The sequence below is a fragment of the Mesorhizobium sp. M0048 genome (assembly GCF_040323405.1).
Taxonomy (GTDB): domain Bacteria; phylum Pseudomonadota; class Alphaproteobacteria; order Rhizobiales; family Rhizobiaceae; genus Mesorhizobium.
Genome location: NZ_JAMYUV010000020.1, coordinates 16378 through 34868 on the forward strand (window position 1 = coordinate 16378; position 18491 = coordinate 34868).

Below are 18491 nucleotides of genomic sequence, written 5' to 3' on the forward strand. Positions count from 1 at the left end.
GCCCTAGGGAATTCCAGACAAAACTCCCGATCAGTAGCAGGCCGGTGGCCGCGATAAGGGCGGGAGCCTTGAACCGCACTCCCAACATAACGCCGACCGCCGATACGGCCACTACACTTATGAGCACCGATGTCTCCACTGGTATCCGCGGACCAATTGGCTCTTTGCGCCAGGGAAGGTTCAGTCAGGGTGGTGATTTCTGTCACGTTTGGCGGCTCCCTGATAGGGTGCCTCAAAGTACATGGCAACTGCCCCGGTTCACGCCAACGCGTCAATTCTGTGGGTGACCGGTCAACGAGCGAACGAGGCGAAGGCCGCGCTGGACCATACAACTTGATCAGTTGGCGTCCAGAACGGGTATCGGCTCCGCCTGAGAGCTGCCGCCTGCAGGCAGCGCAGCCAAGCCTGACTGCGGCAGTGGGATCTCGATCTTCACGGTATCGCCGGGCTCGACCGGCGTCGTTTCCTCAACCGTGAGTTCTTCCGTGCCGCTGTCGGACGTCCTCACGATCTTGAAGATCGGCTTGGCCCTTTCGGAGCGTTCCCTGAGGGCGAGCAGAGCAGGGGCCGTGACCTCGGTTTCGTGCAGCAACTGTACTGCGGTGTCGACTTTACTGCCGACTTCATTGAGCTGTAGCTGCGTCTCCCTCAACGTCTCGGCGACCTCGCTGGTATGGCGATTGCTGAGGTCGAGGATCTCGATGTCAGTCTTGCTTATCTCCTGCCTGACCCGCAAGAGCGAGGTCTCGGCAGCCAACCTGTCGCTTTGCATCTGGGCGACCATTCCCGCCAGAGAGAATTCCCGCGGAGCAACCGCAAGCCCTTTCTCGACAAGGGTCGAAACGCCCGCAAGCTCCTTCTGGACGAGTTCGACCCGTTTGTCGTGGAAGGTCAGCTGCTTCTCGAGCGAGACCAGTTCGTTTTCCAGGAACTCCCTGAGTTCGTGAAGTGCACGGAGTTGCGTCGTCAGCGCGTCTTTGCGAACAGCGAAGATCTTGCGCTCCTGCTCCATCGTCAACCCGACCGTTCCATTCGAAGCCCTGTTCTTCAGTTCTGCAGGGAAAGAGATGTCGTTGCTGCCAGCCAGTTCGGATTCCAGTCGCGCCTTGCGGGCAAGCAAGCTGACGTTGGTCAGCGCCAGCAATCCCACGTCACCTTGGCCCGCGATCACTTCACGCTCGAGTCTCAAGACGTCTTCCTCGCGTGTCCGCAGGCCGCCCGCGATCCCCACCGCCTGCAGCACCGTCAGTCCGGGCCTATAGGGAAACTCGCCGGGCTGCGCGACGTGGCCGACTATGTAGAACGGTCTGTACTGGACGATTTCGACGGCGACATCCGGCTGGCGGCCGAGGCCCATATGCTGCGTCAGGCGGTCGCTGATCGCGCGGGCGAGGTCGCCGGGGGCGGTGCCTTGCGCGCGTATCTGGCCCGCAAATGGAAGGAAGAGCGTGCCGTCGGCGCCGACAACGAAATCGTCGTTGAGAGCCGTCCATTCGAAGATCACATCGCGTGATGCGCGCCACTCGTAAATTTTGAGCCTGACCTTATCCTGCGGTCCCAGGAGATACTCGGCAGCCACCGTCGGCAAGGGGCAGGCCGCGGCCACGTGTGAAGCCGCCACCACCCTGACCAGCCATTTTCGCATTGTCTTCCTCACATCAGATTTTCAGGATGTATTCGGGTTCGATCCGTCCTGTAGCCACGTGCAGGATCGCAAGCATGTTGCCCCTGAGCCTGCCCCTCCGATCGACAAACGGCTCGGGCCACAGGCTCTTTGCGAGGTTGGCCGCTATGTTCCTGAACATCAGGGGAAGCGCGAAAGAGGCCGGAACAGTGCCCTTCTTGATCAGGTAGATCGCATTCGCAACCTGGGAGTATCCGAACCGCTCTCCGCTGACACGCCCTGTCTTGATGCCGAGATGGACGCCCCTGATTGAAGTCACGCAGACCACTCGGCCTTTGGATCTCATCTGGCTGGTGAAGTCGATGTCTTCCTGCCAACCATAGAGGACGAGCCGTTCGTCGAAGCGCAAACCGCCCACCAAGGAGGAACGGAGGGACATGTTACATCCGTATGCACCGACATGATCTACCACCGATGGTCCGTCTTGTTTTTTACCCTCGGCCTCCCGCAGGGCGGCTTCGGCGTCTTCCCAGGTGAGCCCCGCGTTGTTGGCCCCGTCCCTGACGACCGCGCCCGTCACCACCGCCCAGCCGCTATTTTCAACGAAAGCCTTCTCGACCTGCTCCAGGTATTCGGCGGACGGAACGAAATCGTCGTCGAAGAATGTGATGATATCGAAGCGCTCCAGGGAGGGTACAAGAGCCGTGTTCCGCTGGGCAGACGATCCTATCGGCCCGAAAACGAGCGACAAAAGGAAAGGACAGCTTTCCGGCAGCTCGACATGCGCGGCGTCGGGCGCCGACACTATGACCTCGTCGGGAAGTCTCGTCTGGCCACCCAAATATCTGAGCAGGCGCGCGACCTGTCCGCTGCGGCCAAGAGTCGGGATGATTACGGCGAGTCTCATGCTGGATCCCGTTTCGGTTCCCGCGGACCGTAAGCCGACGAGAGGACCGAGACAGCCTGCATAAAAGGGGACGGCAGGAGCTTGGCCTACCTCGGGACACAGGCTTTGTGAGTACTGCGGGTGAATGCCCCACAGCCATATGTACTAGGCAGGCATGCACCCGGATCAACCTGTAACCGATCGGACAACTTGCCGGAGCCATAACACGGAATGGAAACTGCTGGCCTGCTGAGGCTAGGCGAACCATGCTCCACGAACGCTCTTCCGATTTGGCCATCGCGGCCAAGGTCAACGTGCCCATCGAGGAGTTGCCCGCCGCGCCGGGGCCCGGCGTCGACAGGTACGCGAAGATCGCGGTCGTTCATGACTGGTGCCCGAATTTCCGGGGAGGTGAACGGGTTCTGGCGCAAATTTGCAAGCAGTTTCCTAATGCCGAAGTCTTCACGCTTTTCGATTTCTTGCCAGCCGATGTAAAGGAGAAATATTTCCGCGACGTAGAATTCCATACGTCCGCAGCCAACCGCATACCAATGGTGCACAAATTCTATAGATCTCTCTTCTTCTTTTGCCCCTTCCTGATCGAACAGTTCGATGTGACAGGTTACGACGCGGTGATCTCGTCGTCAGCCGCATTTTCGCGCGGCGTGATCACCAGGCCGGACCAACCGCACCTTTGTTATGTGCACAGCCCCGTCCGCTACGCCTGGGACGAACAGTTTTCTTATCTTCAGCAAGCGCGGCTTGGTTTCGGTCCCAAGGGAATGCTCTATCGGTACATGCTCCATCGGCTGAGGACATGGGACACGAGAACCGCGCACGGCCCGGATATGATGCTCGCGAATTCGAACTACGTCCGCTCCCGAATCCAGCACATTTATGGGCGCCAGGCACGCGTCGTTTTCCCGCCGGTCTCTCTGGGAGAACTGCCCTGCGTGGAGGACAAGGACGACTACTACGTTTCGGCGTCCTTCCTCGCCCCTTACAAGCGCACCGACCTCGTCATCCGGGCCTTCAACGAAATGCCGTCGCGGCGGCTAATCATCGTTGGCGAAGGGCAGCAATCATCCAGTCTGCGAGCGCTTGCCGGCTCGAACGTCACCTTCTCGGGTTATCTGCCTCGGAAAGACTATGTGGACACCTTGGCGCGGGCAAAGGCCATGGTCTTTGCGGGCTGCGAGGATTTCGGCATAGCGCTGGCCGAGGCGCAGGCCTGCGGAACGCCACTGATTGCCTTCGGCCGCGGTGGGGCGGCAGACATCGTGCAGCGCCTTGGATCATCCCTCGAACCGACAGGAGTGCTGTTCAAGGCTCAAACTGTCGATCACCTCAAGGAGGCAGTCGAATGGTTCGAAGAGAACAGCTATGCGATCACGCCCCGCGCCTGCGCCAGGAATGCAGGACGCTTCTCCGAAGAGAACTTCGACCGCGCGATCCTGGAATCGCTCGGAGCTGTCCAGGCACTTCACGAGATCACGTAAGTTCGCGCGCTCTGACGACCTTCGTTTCCGTATCGATACCGTCGGCGGCAGCCATTACCCCGAGATAGCGTAAGGCCGTAGCCCTCCAACTGTATGCCGAGGCTCTCGCCCTGCCCTTGCCTATCAACTGGAGTCGCAAGGCCTGAGAACCGTGAAGCTGCACGAAGCTTTCGAACCATGCTTCCGGGTCGTCGGGAGGTGCAAACAGGGCTGCGCTCCCGCAGACTTCCGGCAGGCTGGCGCGGTCGGAAACCACCACAGGGCAGCCGACCGCCATCGCCTCGAGGACCGGGAGGCCGAAGCCCTCTGAAAGGGAGGGGAAAGCTAGACACAGTGAGTCCCTAAGGAGGGCCGCCAACTCGCCATCGGAAATGCGCCCTAGCCAGTGAATGTTTCGGGCTTCGGCCCGGGCTGATGGTGATCTAAAAACACGGGAATCCGACATCCCGACAATCGCGATCCTGAGTCCGGCCTCGCCAAGATGGTCAGCCATGTTCAGGATGAGCTCCACATTCTTGTGGGGTGCGGCACTGCCGATCATAACGATGGTTTCCCGCGAGGCCGCCAGGCGTGTCTCTGCCGAGTGTTCAGGCTTCCACCGCAAAGCATGCTCGTGGCCGTTTGGCGCCACGAAAGCCTGTTGCTCCCGGATGATGCGGCGGCGGACCAGTTCGCCCAACGAGTAATCGGAAACCGTCGAAATACCCCACGCCGTCTTGCCGAGGCATGGCAACAGATTCCTGTACACTATTCTAAAGGCGATGGAATAGCTCTGCGGAGCGTTCCAGACGTTTGCGTCATGAATGCAGACGATGTGCTTGTGGGAAAGCAGCGGTCCGGTGTTACAGAGGCTGAGCAGTCCGCTGCCGTCTAGCGATGACGGGAGCTGCACCTGCTCCCAGACATGCCCCCTCCTGCTGCCGATCTCGCGGCGTTCGATGGAAACGAGGGGGATGTCGCCCGACCCCGGTGGACAATGTAGTCCGACTTCGAGACCGCGCGCGAGAGGCTCCTGTTCCGCGATCAAAGCGTCGAGCGAACGGACGACCTCGCGCGCATAGCGCTGGACGCCTGTCGTCGGTTGGGAAAGAAAACGCCCATTTATCGTCCAACGCCGTGCCATGCGTTCCCCTTTTTAACCCTCAGTGTGCAGCCGCGAAGACGGGCGGTCATCACGGCCATTGGGTCATCGGGGCTGACCGGGAATCATCCAGATAGGCGAGGGGGATAGTGTGCCTACCTCAAACGTCTGAGGACCCTTGCACCCCCGAGAATGCTAGTCTGGCTCGCGACGCCGAAAGGGCGGGGGAGCGACATGGGCAATCTCGAAACCGATACGACAAAGTGGCCACCAAGACGGCCCAAACAGGTGAACAGAAACAGCGCCGACACAGTGCTGGCGAGATCGCTTGCCGAACATTCCGAATATCTGGTCGCGCATCCCGGCAGGACGTGGGCGGACAGCGAAACTGCGAGGCGGCGTTGGACGATAAACGGCGACTTCACCACGCTCAGGCCGACCGGAATAGCTCGCTACGCCAGCGAGGTGACCATGGCTCTCGACGCCCTCATTTCGGAAGGGCACCCGCTTGGTCGCGATCTGGAGATCGATCTCGTGGTGCCGCGTCCGCTTTCCGAACCTTTCCGCCTCAACGCCATCTCCACCCGAGTCGTTCCCGAATTCAACTTGCCGCGACTTCCCCAATTGTGGGTGCAGGCGCAGTTGCCCTGGCACGTGCCCGGAGGATTGCTAAGCTTTTGCAACCTCGCTCCCATCGTGCTGAAGCGCCAGATCGCGTGCATCCATGATATGCACACTAGGCTCATGCCGTCGAGCTACGGGCGGGGTTTCAGGTGGGCGCACCGACTGATCTTGCCGGCACTTGGCAGGCGAGCCGCCCGCATTACGACGGTCTCGCAACTCTCGCGCAGCCATCTTGTCAAATTCGGGATCGCGCCAGCGGAAAACATCGTCGTCACTTACAACGGCAGCGACCATGCCAAGAGATGGAATGCAGCAAGATCGTCACTGACCGTGGACCGCGGCAGGCCGTACGTCCTCTGTCTTGGAAGGCGGGACCAAGAATACAAGAACATGGGGCTTCTCGCCAAGCTGGCCCCGCTCCTCGATGGGATGGGTCTCGATCTCTGGATGCCCGGCGATGTCAATGAGAACACGGTCCTGCGGTACGTCCCGGAAATGCCCGGGAACATCGTCCTCCTTGGCCGCATAGGGGACGACGACTTTAAGAAGGCGCTCGAAGGCGCCCTGTGCTTCCTGTTCCCGTCACGGATCGAGGGTTTCGGGCTACCCGCCGTCGAAGCGATGGCGTCGGGCTGCCCGGTCGTGGCCTCGACCTCGCCGTGTCTTCCCGAAATCTGTGAGGATTCGGCTCTCTATGCCGATCCCGACGACGTCCATTTGTGGGCCGAAACCGTCCGCCTGCTGATGCTCGACCCAGCGTTGCGGGAGCGGTTCATCACCAAGGGATACGCCAGGGCGAGCAGTTATTCCTGGCGATGGATTGCGTGGAAATACCTCGAACTCATGATACAGGTCGACGCTGATTTTGGGGAGTTCCGCAATTGACCGGCTGGCAATCTGCGGCAAGCAGAGCCAGGAAGCCGAAAACAGTGAAGGGCTAGCGGGAGAGCCAATTGGCAAGCCTCGACGTCGTTATACCGTGCTACAACTACGAGCATTTTCTGTCCGAGTGTGTCGGCAGCGTGCTGTCCCAGGATGTCGAACGCCTCAGGGAGATCATCATCGACAACGCTTCGACGGACGATAGCATCGGGGTGGCAAGGTCTTGCGGCACAGGACCCGAGGGTTGAAGTCGTTTGCCACGAGAAAAACCTTGGGCGCAACGTCTCCTTCAACGAACCCATCGACAGGGCCGAGGCCGACTACTTCATGAACCTTTGCGCCGACGACATTCTCGCAGCAGACACGCTCGGCCACGGAGCGAAGGCGCTCAAACGCGCAACAGCGGCCCTTCCGGAAAAAGTCGGAATTAAAGGGATCCGGCAGATAAGAGTCGCAGGATTTTTGCCTTCCTCGTGATCTTGCGCCATGGGTAGATCCAGTTGAGCCTGTTTTTTGTCCGCCGCCTATGCGAAATTCCCGCGCGCATCTGAGCCTCAGGCGGCTTCGGCGTTTTCACATCGCAGTCTACGAGCAGCAGCTCTGCCATCCGGTGGAATCTGTTAAAATACTCGTCCCAAGGCCATCCCGGCCTATCCCAAGGGTTTGGCCCGCCGGTGAAGTGCCAAATTGCCGGCGCGAACCCGTTCCTACGCGGGTCGAGGACCATCATGTGCTCGCTCTGGTAGTTGTATGTGAGCGGCAGCATATCAACGCGGCCGTAGGCGGCGTGATTCAGCGCGCTCTGATCTGACGAGCGGCAGCCTTCAGGGTGCTCGAATAGGAATTCCAGCGCCTCCGGAACGATGCTGTTCCAAGCCTCGCGCGACGTGTAGATCACACCCGAATTGAAGTAGCTGTCTGCATCGCAGTCCAAGCCGTTCAGGTAGGCGAGCTCGTGCTTCTTGCCCCGGCTTTTCTCGTCCATGAACATGCGCATTACATCCGGGGCCGCCATGATCCTTCCGGGGGAAGGCCGCACAGCCAAGAGGCTGTCCAACTCTCCGTCGACCATCGTGTCTCCGTCGATGTAGAAGAATCTGTCTATTTCCTGGTCGAGCAACCCGTCGAACCAGAGCCGAGCCAGTGCGATCGCGGGCAGATATCTGTCGCGGTGGAACCGGGTTGCTTCCTCGAGCTGAGATAGATGAGCCGCCTCTATCCTGATCTTGGTGCCCGCCACCGCATGGTCGAACTGGCTGGCCCATCCGGGATCGGAATTGACCACGAATATATAGACCGGCACATCAGCCGCTGTGTGGTGATCAGCCGAAAGAGCCGCCGAGAAGGTCGGCAGCAAATAGTTCTCGTTACAAATAAGGACTATCGCAGAGCCTTTTGTTTCCGAAGGAGTTGCTGACAGAACATTCTCCTATGCGCAAGCCTCATTCACCCGGGCGGAGCTTGGCTCGCCGGAATACCGGGATGGTCTTCATTATCTCGTCAAAGAGCGGATGTCGGGTAAGAATCAATGCTGTTGCCCATCCGCTCAACGCAAACAATCCCGCCCCGAATGCCTGCCCGAACAAAAGGGCGAAGCCGGAGCCTGACAAAGCGATCACGGACAGCGGAGCAGCCGCGCTCGCCATGGCCACGACAGCGCTTCTCCATAGCGCTGCAGCGATGTCCCTGCGTCTCAGTCCCAGCCTGCGCCGAACGAAGCTCAAGGCAACGTATGCCTGGAAAGGAAGGTCACCAGCATGCACCAGGCGGCCGCCTGCAGTCCGCCGAAGATCACGGCTATGGACAGGAGAATGCCGGAAAGCGGGAAGACGATCAGTGCGCGATAAACAAGTCGCATCCACCGCAACCATCACCGGGTAATTGAGTTCGAAACTGAAGGAGAAGAGGAGCGCGACTGCGACGACTTGCACGAGCGGAGCGACCTCGATCCATTGATGACTGAGCACGACCACGACGGGGTAAGCCAGAACCGAAAGCACGAGGAGAGCGGGCCAGCGGAGTGCGGTGACAAGAGAAAGGGCGGCGAGATACGGGCCCTTCAAATCCCTGCCTTGCCTAACCTCGGCGGAGAAGGCGGGCAGCACGACCGTCATGGCACCTCCGAGGACCAGTTTGTCGGGTATGTGGCCGATCAAGAGGGTTCTGCTGAACAAGGCTGCCGTATGCGGTGACACGAGGCGCCCCAACAGGAGTAGGGGCAGGGCGTCAAAGATGCCGTAAAGTATGGCGACAACGCCGTTGTATCCACCGAACGAGGTCATTCCGCGCCAGTTGACCAGGGACGGCTTGAACATCCAGAAATGGGGTCGCAAGGCGAGGGCGACGCCTGCGGCAAGACCGCTGCCGATCAACCAGCCCCAGGCGAAGCTCATGTAGGTGAAGCCCGCCAACGCCAGCGCGATTGTTGCCGCGGAACCCGTCGTGGTCCCTGTTATGTTGATGGCCGCTACCTTGCCGAAGGATTTCCCGCCGCAGGAGAGCGTTGATCAGGATGAATGAGGCGTCGAGGAAAAGGCAGATCGAGATGACCCGTAAGTAGGAAACAAGATTCGGCTCCCCGTAAAGCGACGCCACGCCAGGGGAACGGCGACAAGAACGGCGGCGATGATTCCCGTAAGGATGAATATCACCATGAAGGCCCCCGATATCCTCGCGGCTCAGTTCGTCGCGCTGGATGAGGAAGTTCGAACTGGAGAACTCCCTAAATGGACATGACAATCGCCAGGATGGCCATGCCGATCACCGAGACCTGATCTCCTCGGGCGTCAATATTCGCGAGACTACGGCTGCAGTGACAAAATTCGTAACGAGCAGGACGTAGCGTTCACCTGTGCTCATAAGGAGTCGCGTTTTACAGAAAGCATGCGTGCCCTTCTTCCCCAACAGGCCGGGCGCGGCCGCCTGGATGCGGCACGGATAGTCCGACACACCGGTTGGAAGGTCATGCCGTCTAAAAGGCTAGGGAAGGCCCCCGTCTAAAGGAGTAGCGGTGCAAAACGCAGCCCCCTATCTGCAGTCGTCGAGTGGACGGCCGATTTCCCCCGGAGGCCGCGATGCCCCCAACACGCGGACCTGCTTTTCCCGATCCGACGACAAGTGCGTAGCCGACGACACCGATCGCGAGATGGCCAGAAAGGGGATTGAGTGAGGAAAGGCAGGGAAGCCGAGTAGCGGACCAACATTATGATTGAGTTTTGCACCAGCCCGCCACCCTCCGGCAACATAGCGGTTGCGTGCTTGAGAGCTGGCCAAGGCAGACGCTGTCGAAAAGCCATGCCTCGGAAAGCATGCTTGCGCTTCTTCACTCCAAGGCGATTTCGGGGAGTTCGACAGTTAAGCGGCTGCCAGTCCGCGGATTGATCTCCAGGAGAGCACGATGAACGAATGGACCGACCCGCACGGACCAGACGCCGCGGGCCTGCCGGCCACCCTATCAGTCGTGTGTTCTTTGCCTGCCCGCTCCGAGTCACATCGCTCCGTCAATCCAACTAAGGCTCGAGAAGGCCCTGCCTCCCTACGCCATCTATGAAGGCGGCTTGTTTTCAGCCACCTGGCCTACCTTGCCGAGCCAGGACAGGAACGGGCCATAGCACGCATCGTAAGAAAAGAGATTGGCGAAGACACGGGCAGTACCTTCGGATTTCTGACGCCGGAGTTCCGTATTGCTCAACAGCGCGATGACCGCCTGCGCGAAGTCTGCAGCGCCGTTAGCGACGATCGCTCCCTCATCGAGTTGATGGGCGTCACCGGCGTCCACCCCTATTGAGGTCGTCACGAGGGGGCGGCCGTAAGACATGGCTTCGGCCACCTTGATCTTGACGCCGGCAGTACCGGATACGAGCGGAGCCACGACAAGCTGGGCGCGTCGATATTCGGGACCAAGGTCCGGGAGCGGCCCCACACGCTCGAGGCCGTCCGCCTCCGGCGTAGCCTCACGCGTGGAGGCAATAGTTCCGACGATCCGAAACCTTGCCGTGGGGCAGAAGATTCGAACCGCTGGCCAGATCTCCGACAGGAACCACGAGAGCGCGGCACGATTCGGGTCTGTGGCATTCCCAACAAAGAGGACGACGGGCTCATTGCTTTCCGGCGGCTTTTCGTGATTGCTGAAGCCCATGCCGAGAGGGATCACGTGTCTTACCCCGAGTCGGTCGCGGGCGTAGGAAGCGTCATCATTGCTGTTGAAACCGACGCACTCCGCCGCGTTCAGCGAGTGGGACAGTCTCTGCTCCTCAGCCAAGATTTTGCCCGCGCCATGGTTTCCTCCAGCCTCCCAGTGCGACGCCCCACTGCGGTGCTGAAGATGGCCAACGAGCGAGAAAATCCTGTGACCGTTGCGAGAGAGAGAGGGAGCGAAATGTACCGCCTCATGGAACAGTATGACTGCGTCCGGTCTCAGTGCATCGATACGTTCCAGCACCCACTGAATTTCTCCCTCGGGACATTCCGTCCCTGGGGGAACCGGTGCGGCTCTCCGTCCGAGGAACGATCCGGCCAGATTTCTGAGGCCAAGCAGTTCTGTGGATAGAAATGTCCTCCGGCCCAACCTGATGCTTTTACGAACCTGCCACGAAAAATATTCTTCTATTTCATATGCACTCCTGCAGATTGGGCTCCTTCGTCCGCGCGCTATGTCGGATACATACCCGTGTACCTCGTGCCCGGACTTCAAAAGATATTGGCCGAAGGCCTGAATATAGGCACCGTCCCCGCCGAAGAAAGCGTCGTACGGATAGCTATGGACGATTGCTATAGCAGCCATGTCCTACCCCTAGGGGCTTCTCTCGGGCAGTAAGAGTTTCGCCGCCCGGCGCCAATCTATCCAAAACGTCAGGCGATCCGAAGGCGTGTTTCCACAGCCAAGACATTCATCCTGCGCGCCAGGCCTCGCCATTGCCAACTGCCTCAAGCGCCGGCCCGCGCCTCGCCTCGGAAGCTCAGCAGCACATCCTGGAACAGCTTGATCTGCCCCAACACGAACAGCAAGACGAATCCGTAGATACTGGTCAGGACCACCCCTCCCGCCACGAGCCGCAGAAGCGAAGGAACCTCGGGGCCGAGATAGCGCTGGACTGCCAGCGCACCCGCCGAGGCCACGATGCCGGACATCCACGGCCTCATGATCGTCCGCAACAGATCCCCGACTGAAACCGGCGTACGATGCAGGCTCCACGCCAGGTGGGGATAGAGCCAGAGCAGCAGCGCCGTCGAGTAGCTCAGAGCCACTCCCTCGGGGCCGAAGGAAATCCCGACGCAGTAGGAAACGATGACGAGAGGGGCGATGGCAAAGGCCAGATACAGGCTGCGCTTCTGCCTGCCGGTCGAGATGAGCAGCCAATATGTGGGGTTGATGATCCCGAACACCAAGATGGTAGGGGTGAGCAGCCGGAAGATAGTCGCCGCCTCCGTCCACTGCGAGCCTAGCACCACGGTGATGATTTCGTGTGCGAACAGGAACGAGAACATTGTGATGGGAACCGTTACCGCGATGACGATCGAGTATCCCTTGAGGTAGAAGTTCCGTAACCGCGCGGGATCATGCTGCATCCGCGATAACGCCGAGAACAGTACCGCACCGACGGCGCTGTTGATGGTCGCCGTGGGAATGCCGATCAACTGGAAGGCCCGGGCATATAATCCAAGTGATCCGGCGCCCCAGAACCGCCCGAGAAGGACTTTCTCGGCATTGTAGCCAATATAGACGACAAGGCCGTTCAGCGTGACAATTCCACCGAAATGCAAGAGCGAGCCGATATTGGCGCCGCGCCGAGGGAGTCCAGGAATCCACCCAGTGGCGATCCAGTAGCCCAGGCTGCTGACCGCCGGTGAGATAAGGGTCGGGGCGATCAGTGCCCAGTACCCATCGCCACGGAACGCCAGCAGCACACCGGCCATGATGCCCAGGCACAGGGCGCCTGTATCGATTCCGCTCAGGGTGACATAACGCAGATTGCGCTCCAGCAGAGCGGCATGCTGCACACCGGCCGCGTTAAGCAGGAAACCTGGAGCGATCGCGATGGTGATCCAGAGCAGGCGCGGCTCATGGTAGAAGGTGGAGATGAGGTAGGCACTTGCGGCGCAGACCAGTGTGAGGAGGATCCCTACCAGTACATTGATCCAGAACAGGGCCGAGACCTGCTCGAACGAAATCTCATGCCTTTGGATTGTCGCGGAGGAAAGCCCGGCGGTGGTGAAGACATCCAAAATGCCTGTGAGTGCCACCACCATCGCGACCAGACCAAAATCGTTAGGGCTGAGCAGGCGTGCCAATGTGGCAATGTAGCCCACCCTGAGCATCAGGTTCGCGCCCTGGCTCACCATCCTGGCAACGCCACTTTGAATGGCTTCGCTCTTAAGGTTACGGCGCTCGCCTTTCGCGGTCGGGGTCTTGTCGGTCATGTATCACTGGCTGCATGTGCGCTTGGCTCCGTTTGAGCGGTCTGCGCGTGCCTTCTCTGATCAGTCATGTCGCCAGAGGCCCTCTCGAGCCATATCTCTCGCCACCAAGGATAGATGGCTCTTGGGCACTGCATCCGGCAATCGCTATACCGCGAGTTGCACCAGACTTTCTCCAAGATAACGGCCGGCCCTCTGAGATTGGTAAGAAGTCCGGTCTTTTCATTAACGAACGTTGTCACGCGTGATCTGACTTTGAAGATATGACCGCAATAGGGAACCATCTCCGCATCGAAAGTAAGACCCTGGCTCTTGTTGTCGGCATCCAAGGTCGCGAGGATTTCTTCATAGGATCTAACCCTGATCAACTCGCCGGGTTGGAGATCAAGCTTGACAGTCGGAACCGGCTGGCCGGTAGGGATTGATCCCCGATATCGCGGGAAAGGAACGCCACCATAGAGGTGCTGCACCTTGTCATAAACCCAGCTGACACCCAAGGACAACCTGGTGAGGCCTAAACGGCGCGTGTAATGATAGCAACTGAATATCGTTGCATAGACGAACCCGGCGAAGAGGCGCCATGCGCCGGCATTTCCCGATGCATAGTCTTCCGCATATTGCCGAACATCCCACCAAGGAAGAGGGGTAGTCGCCTCCAGAAGTTCTGTGGCTTGGCATGAGTATCTCGGACCACCCGACAAAGGCTGATTCTTGGCGCGCGCACCAGCCAGCACATCGCTTTCTGTGCAACCCGTTCCGTCCGCCATCTTAGTCGGAAGCGAGACAGCCCCATTCGAGGACGGCGAGTCCACAGGCTTAAGCCATGCCTCCTTCCAGAAAACCAGGCACGCCGCCTGACAGCCTCCAAACGCGTTGCCGTCGCACCTCAGTTTTTCAAGATGGATGACGCCGGATAACTTACGTCCGCCAGCAAAGTTGATCGTGTCACACGTCTTGTGCGCGCGCTTGTAAACACGAAAGCGGAGGCCACAATATCGAAACATTTGTGGCATAAAAGGGAGCTTCTCAAGCCGACCATTTTTGTCGAGTGTACGAAGGATTTCTTCCTTAGACCGCACCTCGACCCAGTCTCCGACCCTCAGTGACATGCAGCACCCCCGTTCACAGCGCGCTCCGGAACAATGTCATTTGCCTAGTGTCAAAACCATACCATCTCTAGACTCTGACAGCCGGCCCCGAATTAGCGGTAGCTACCCTCCACTTTTGATTGAGTGGACCAGTAGCTATCCTATTGTTACGATGCAAACGTGGGCCCACGCAGAAGTTTCCTGACCACCGAAAGCGGCTCGGTGCGAAGATGTCGGATCGCTAGTGCGGAGCGGTTTCCCGACGCTGTGCAATAATCTTCTGGAGTGTGCTCATGCCCAGCGTCGACGTAGTCATTCCGAACTATCAGTTCGGGCGCTTCCTGCCCGGCTGTATCAAAAGTGTGCTGTCGCAGGATGTAGAGAATTTGCGCGTGCTCGTCATAGACAACGCGTCGACTGATAACAGCCTCGAGGTAGCCCGTGCTTTAGCGGCCGCCGATCCGCGGATCCAAGTTATCGCCCATCCGGTCAATGTCGGGCTTATGGCCTCCATGAACGAAGGCATCGACCAGGCGAGAGCGGATTACTTTATGATACTTTGTTCCGACGATATTCTTGTGCCCGACAGTCTGTCACGTGCCATCTCTATAATGGAGAAACATCCTACACTAACCGTCGCGCAAGGGGGGGCACAAATCCTTAATGTCGAGGGTGCTCTGCCGACCGAGTTGACCGCTGCAGAGCCGCCGGCTTGGACAATTATTTCTGGATCAGAATATATAGAGGATGTCTGCCGCCGCCCCTTGCAACGGCCGGTCGGGTTCATATTGGTACGAACGGTCGCGCAGAAACGTGCAGGCTATTACATCAGGGAATTGCCGTTCACCAATGACCTTGAGATGCTGATGCGGCTGGCCAGTATCGGGGATGTTGCTGAGACAAATACTATTCAGGGAATCCGAAGGGAGCACAGGAGCAATATTTCGAGCGCTTACTGGCAGGACTTCAAGCTTAGACTGGATTCCGTGTATATGGCCATCGAGACCTTCTTATCGTCCTACAGCATGGTCAAAAACCAATCAGGCAAGTTGCTTATGCTCGCGCGAGTGAGTTTGGCCTGTGATGCCTACTGGTCGGCCGTATCACATCTGATCCGGGGTAGGTATCGTGAGGCCTTTGGTCTGTTCAAGTTCGCCTTCAGCCTGTCGCCGCATTTGGCAGTCCTCCCTCCCGTTGCTCATCTTTTCAGGAGAAAGGATGTTCTCTCTCGGATCCGAGTGGTATTCTCCGAGGTATTTGAACGGGCTGATAAGAGAGGTCGTGCCGCCTCGTATGGACCAAGTATTAGTGCAGCGGACCAGAGTGCCAACCGCAAGCATTGCACAAAAACAGAGACTTGAAGTACCCCGCGTGAATCTTGCCAGGCGCAACGCGCTTTTAAAGAGATCCGGCAGACAGAAATCGGAGAATCTTTCACTTCCTCTGCGTCCCGCTCGGATAGTCTGACAAACCGGGTGAAGGTCATGCCGTCCAATAGGCTAGGGAATGAACACCGTCTAAAGGTCATGCCGTCCAAATAGGCTAGAGAATGAACACCGTCTAAAGCGGTAACGAGAGCTTCCACTCAACCGTATGAGCAAATTGCGCCCAGCGTACGCAATCCCCACTATCCCGAATTTCGAAGTGGGGTAGGGAGGCCCGTGTGCCGTGTCGTTTCGTCTTGCAATCGCTGCGGCCTGCCTGCTCGCAACAGCTGCGCCTGCATCCGCCGATTTCCTCTGGGGCATCAATGGCCATCCAATAGTTTCCTATCCGGGCATCCCGGTCGAAAGGCAACTCGATTTCATCAAGGATCTCGGCCTCAAATCGTACCGGGTCAACGTCACGGCAGAGGACCAGGTAGATAGCCTTGCCCACCTTGTCGAAGCGGGAAAGACGAGAGGGATCGAGATCCTGCCCCTCATCACGCCCGGAGTCGACCTGGACAAGGACAACCCGGACGAGCTCTACGGGAATGCCCGGAGACTGGCGGTCACCCTCGGCACCAGGTTCAAGAACGACATTCGGGTTTGGGAACTCGGTAACGAGATGGAGAACTATGCCATCATCAAGCCCTGTGAGAAACGCGACGACGGCTCGCAATATCCATGTGGATGGGGGCCGGCAGGAGGAATGGGAACGCTCGACTACTTCGGCCCGCGCTGGGTGAAGGTGAGCGCCGTCCTCAAAGGCCTGTCCGACGGCATGACAGAGGTCGACCCGGGGATCAGGAAGGCTTTGGGCACCGCCGGATGGGGCCACACCGGCGCGTTCGCGCGGATGAAGCACGACGGGATCGCCTGGGATATCTCGGTCTGGCACATGTACGGCGAAGATCCAGAATGGGCTTTCCGCGAAATTTCTGGTTATGGCAAGCCGATCTGGGTCACCGAATTCAACAATCCTTCCGGAAGTCAGCGCAGCGAGCGGCAGCAGGCCGACGGTATCAAGCAGGCAATGACGCGGCTTCGCGAACTCAAGGAGAAGTACAAGGTCGAGGCCGCACACATCTACGAACTGCTCGATGAGACCTACTGGGCCCCGAGCTTCGAAGCCAATATGGGGTTGGTGAGGCTCGTGGGTCCCTCCGATGGCAAATGGGTGACCGGTGAACCGAAGCCTGCCTACAAGACGGTACGGGACTTCACCCGCGGTCCTTTGCCGCTGACCAAGCCGCATCGGGACTGCGACACCGAGACCATGGCTGCAGACCAGTCCACGCAGGTGCGGCAGGCAAGTTTCGTCTACTGCCTCATCCTTGGCCACAAGGGCGACACGGCCAGCGTGAATCAATGGTCGGCGGCACTTGAAAGCGGAGACACCAAACTCGCCGACATGATCATGGAAATGATGCGCTCGGACGAATACGAAACCAGATATGCCACGATCGGCCTAACGGACCGCGACTATGTCGGTTTTTTGTATTTGCTGCTTCTGAACCATCCCGCGGACGGTTACGGACTGGAAAGCTACACCCGCCAGTTGCGTGCGGGTTCCATGACGCGTGAGGCCGTGGCCTTCGGAATCATCACTTCGGCGGAGTTCAAATCCAGGCACGCCGCCATCCGCGAAACCTCCACGGTGCCGAACCCTGAGTGAGCAGAGCCAATGGGCGCCATACGTGAGCCACGGGAGGTCGCGGCCTTGCCACGACCGCAAGGCGAGGCAGCGGCAACCGCCGGCGGCAGGGAACCGGGCATCGCCATCTTGGGCCTGTTCGGCTGCGGCAACCTTGGCAATGACGGCTCGCCCGAATCCATGCTCTGTTCCTCAAGGAGAAGCGACCCAACGCGCGGATCGCGAGAGGAGAGGGGATCGCCGGCCTTCTCGACTGCATTTTCCTGAAAATCCCCCGCAAGGTGATGGATTTCCTCCGTGCAGTCCGGCACATCCGCAAGGCGAAAGTCATAGTCGTGCCTGGAACGGGAATCCTTGACTATTTCGGCGACCGCCCGTTGGGCATGCCCTTCGACGTCTTCAAATGGTGCCTTGCAGCGCATCTCGCGGAACGCGCATTGCTTTTGTCAGTGTAGGTGCCGGGCCGGTGGGACATCGCGTCAGCCGATGGCTGATAACAAGCGCGGCCCGCATGCCGGACTACCGGAGCTACAGGGACACTGCCTCGAGGGAATTCATGGCAAGCGTCGGCGTCGACACCAGCCGGGAGTCGATGGATCCCGATCTCGCTTTCACGCTGCCCGTTCCGCAATCTGCCAATGCCGACCCTTCACACCCGCTCACGGTCGGTGTCGGCGTAATGAACTACCGCGGCTGGTGCGGTTTCGAGGAGCGCGGGCTGGGCATCTCTGAATCTTATTTGCCAAAGTAGCGATATTCGTCACCTACCTCCTGGCCAGCGGCTACAATGTCCGCCCTCGCACAGGCGACGAAGGTGATACTCCCGCGGTCGAGGCGGTCCTGGCGGCCCTGGGCGAAACTGATACCCAAGGGCTTTCGTGCCCACCCGTCCATTCCCTTCGCGACGTCTTCGGCCAACTCGCCCTGACCGATCTCGTGGTGGCGATCCGCTTCCAGTATTGTGGCCGCCCTGATGGCGGGAAAGCCCCTGATATCACTGGGCTATGCGCTGAAGAACGACCAATTGCCCGGTCAGAGCGGTTCCGTCAGAATCTTGCCAGCGCGTCGAAAGCTTCGATGTCGAAATCTTGATCAGGCAGTGGCTTGTGGCGCATCGGGAAAGAACATGCGCGCAGGGTCCGTAACAGCGTCGAAAAATTCAGGGAGAGCCTCGAAGTCCAGCACGAATTCCTGCTCTCGACCATCCTTTGACGGAAAAGCCGTCGAAAGGACTAGGGGCTCACCGCCCGAAAGAGGTAGCCGACGGTAAGGCTTCGTCCAACGGGGCATCCTGATCGCCCATTGGCGTTCT

General features: G+C 59.1%; 13 protein-coding genes and 2 pseudogenes. 6 read left to right on the top strand and 9 right to left on the bottom strand.

Going from position 1 to position 18491, the window contains the following annotated elements; translation table 11 throughout:
- Positions 1-337: 337 nt before the first annotated feature.
- The 3 genes and pseudogenes from NKJ84_RS17965 to NKJ84_RS17975 all read right to left on the bottom strand — a co-directional run bounded on the left by NKJ84_RS17965 (position 338) and on the right by NKJ84_RS17975 (position 2531).
- The gene (locus NKJ84_RS17965) at positions 338-1243 is read right to left on the bottom strand and encodes an HlyD family secretion protein (RefSeq protein WP_352507592.1); all 906 of its coding nucleotides are present in this window, start codon (positions 1241-1243) and stop codon (positions 338-340) included.
- Between the two features lie 3 nt (positions 1244-1246).
- Positions 1247-1645, bottom strand: a pseudogene (locus tag NKJ84_RS17970) (polysaccharide biosynthesis/export family protein); the annotation flags it as partial.
- A 13-nt stretch (positions 1646-1658) separates the two neighbouring features.
- Positions 1659-2531, bottom strand: a complete 873-nt coding sequence (locus NKJ84_RS17975) for a glycosyltransferase family 2 protein (protein WP_352507539.1) — start codon at positions 2529-2531, stop codon at positions 1659-1661.
- 245 nt (positions 2532-2776) lie between these two features.
- On the opposite strand from NKJ84_RS17975, the gene NKJ84_RS17980 reads away from it, so the two are divergent.
- Positions 2777-4009: a glycosyltransferase gene (locus NKJ84_RS17980; RefSeq protein WP_352884847.1), complete on the top strand. Its 1233-nt coding sequence runs from the start codon at positions 2777-2779 to the stop codon at positions 4007-4009.
- Here the strand turns inward: NKJ84_RS17980 and NKJ84_RS17985 are convergent.
- Positions 4002-5132 (bottom strand): glycosyltransferase family 4 protein, encoded by a 1131-nt coding sequence (locus NKJ84_RS17985; RefSeq protein WP_352507541.1) that lies wholly within the window; start codon positions 5130-5132, stop codon positions 4002-4004. The genes NKJ84_RS17980 and NKJ84_RS17985 overlap by 8 nt on opposite strands.
- Before the next feature lie 429 nt (positions 5133-5561).
- Between NKJ84_RS17985 and NKJ84_RS17990 the strand changes: the two genes are divergently transcribed.
- Together NKJ84_RS17990 and NKJ84_RS17995 are read left to right on the top strand one after the other, a co-directional pair.
- On the top strand, positions 5562-6599 hold the full coding sequence (locus tag NKJ84_RS17990) for a glycosyltransferase family 4 protein (protein ID WP_352507542.1): 1038 nt from the start codon (positions 5562-5564) through the stop codon (positions 6597-6599).
- Positions 6600-6736: 137 nt separating this feature from the next.
- Positions 6737-7073, top strand: a pseudogene (locus tag NKJ84_RS17995) (glycosyltransferase family 2 protein).
- Here NKJ84_RS17995 and NKJ84_RS18000 read toward each other — a convergent pair.
- The 5 genes from NKJ84_RS18000 to NKJ84_RS18020 all read right to left on the bottom strand — a co-directional run bounded on the left by NKJ84_RS18000 (position 7024) and on the right by NKJ84_RS18020 (position 14122).
- Positions 7024-8016: a glycosyltransferase family 8 protein gene (locus tag NKJ84_RS18000; RefSeq protein ID WP_352507589.1), complete on the bottom strand. Its 993-nt coding sequence runs from the start codon at positions 8014-8016 to the stop codon at positions 7024-7026. The pseudogene NKJ84_RS17995 and the gene NKJ84_RS18000 overlap by 50 nt on opposite strands.
- Before the next feature lie 22 nt (positions 8017-8038).
- Complete coding sequence (locus NKJ84_RS18005; RefSeq protein ID WP_502899871.1) at positions 8039-9058, bottom strand: oligosaccharide flippase family protein; 1020 nt, start codon at positions 9056-9058, stop codon at positions 8039-8041.
- 1082 nt (positions 9059-10140) lie between these two features.
- On the bottom strand, positions 10141-11037 hold the full coding sequence (locus tag NKJ84_RS18010; protein WP_352507543.1) for a glycosyltransferase: 897 nt from the start codon (positions 11035-11037) through the stop codon (positions 10141-10143).
- A 485-nt stretch (positions 11038-11522) separates the two neighbouring features.
- On the bottom strand, positions 11523-13016 hold the full coding sequence (locus NKJ84_RS18015; RefSeq protein ID WP_352507544.1) for a lipopolysaccharide biosynthesis protein: 1494 nt from the start codon (positions 13014-13016) through the stop codon (positions 11523-11525).
- The gene (locus tag NKJ84_RS18020; protein WP_352507545.1) at positions 13013-14122 is read right to left on the bottom strand and encodes a hypothetical protein; all 1110 of its coding nucleotides are present in this window, start codon (positions 14120-14122) and stop codon (positions 13013-13015) included. The genes NKJ84_RS18015 and NKJ84_RS18020 overlap by 4 nt, the downstream gene beginning before the upstream one ends.
- Positions 14123-14394: 272 nt before the next feature.
- Here NKJ84_RS18020 and NKJ84_RS18025 point away from each other — a divergent pair, with 272 nt between their 5' ends.
- The 3 genes from NKJ84_RS18025 to NKJ84_RS18035 all read left to right on the top strand — a co-directional run bounded on the left by NKJ84_RS18025 (position 14395) and on the right by NKJ84_RS18035 (position 17930).
- On the top strand, positions 14395-15462 hold the full coding sequence (locus NKJ84_RS18025; RefSeq protein ID WP_352507546.1) for a glycosyltransferase family 2 protein: 1068 nt from the start codon (positions 14395-14397) through the stop codon (positions 15460-15462).
- Positions 15463-15769: 307 nt separating this feature from the next.
- Entirely contained in the window at positions 15770-17200 is a 1431-nt protein-coding gene (locus NKJ84_RS18030) for a DUF4214 domain-containing protein (RefSeq protein ID WP_352507547.1), read from the top strand.
- A gap of 382 nt (positions 17201-17582) precedes the next feature.
- Positions 17583-17930, top strand: coding sequence for a polysaccharide pyruvyl transferase family protein (locus tag NKJ84_RS18035; RefSeq protein ID WP_352507548.1), 348 nt, complete (start codon positions 17583-17585; stop codon positions 17928-17930).
- Positions 17931-18491: the final 561 nt, after the last annotated feature.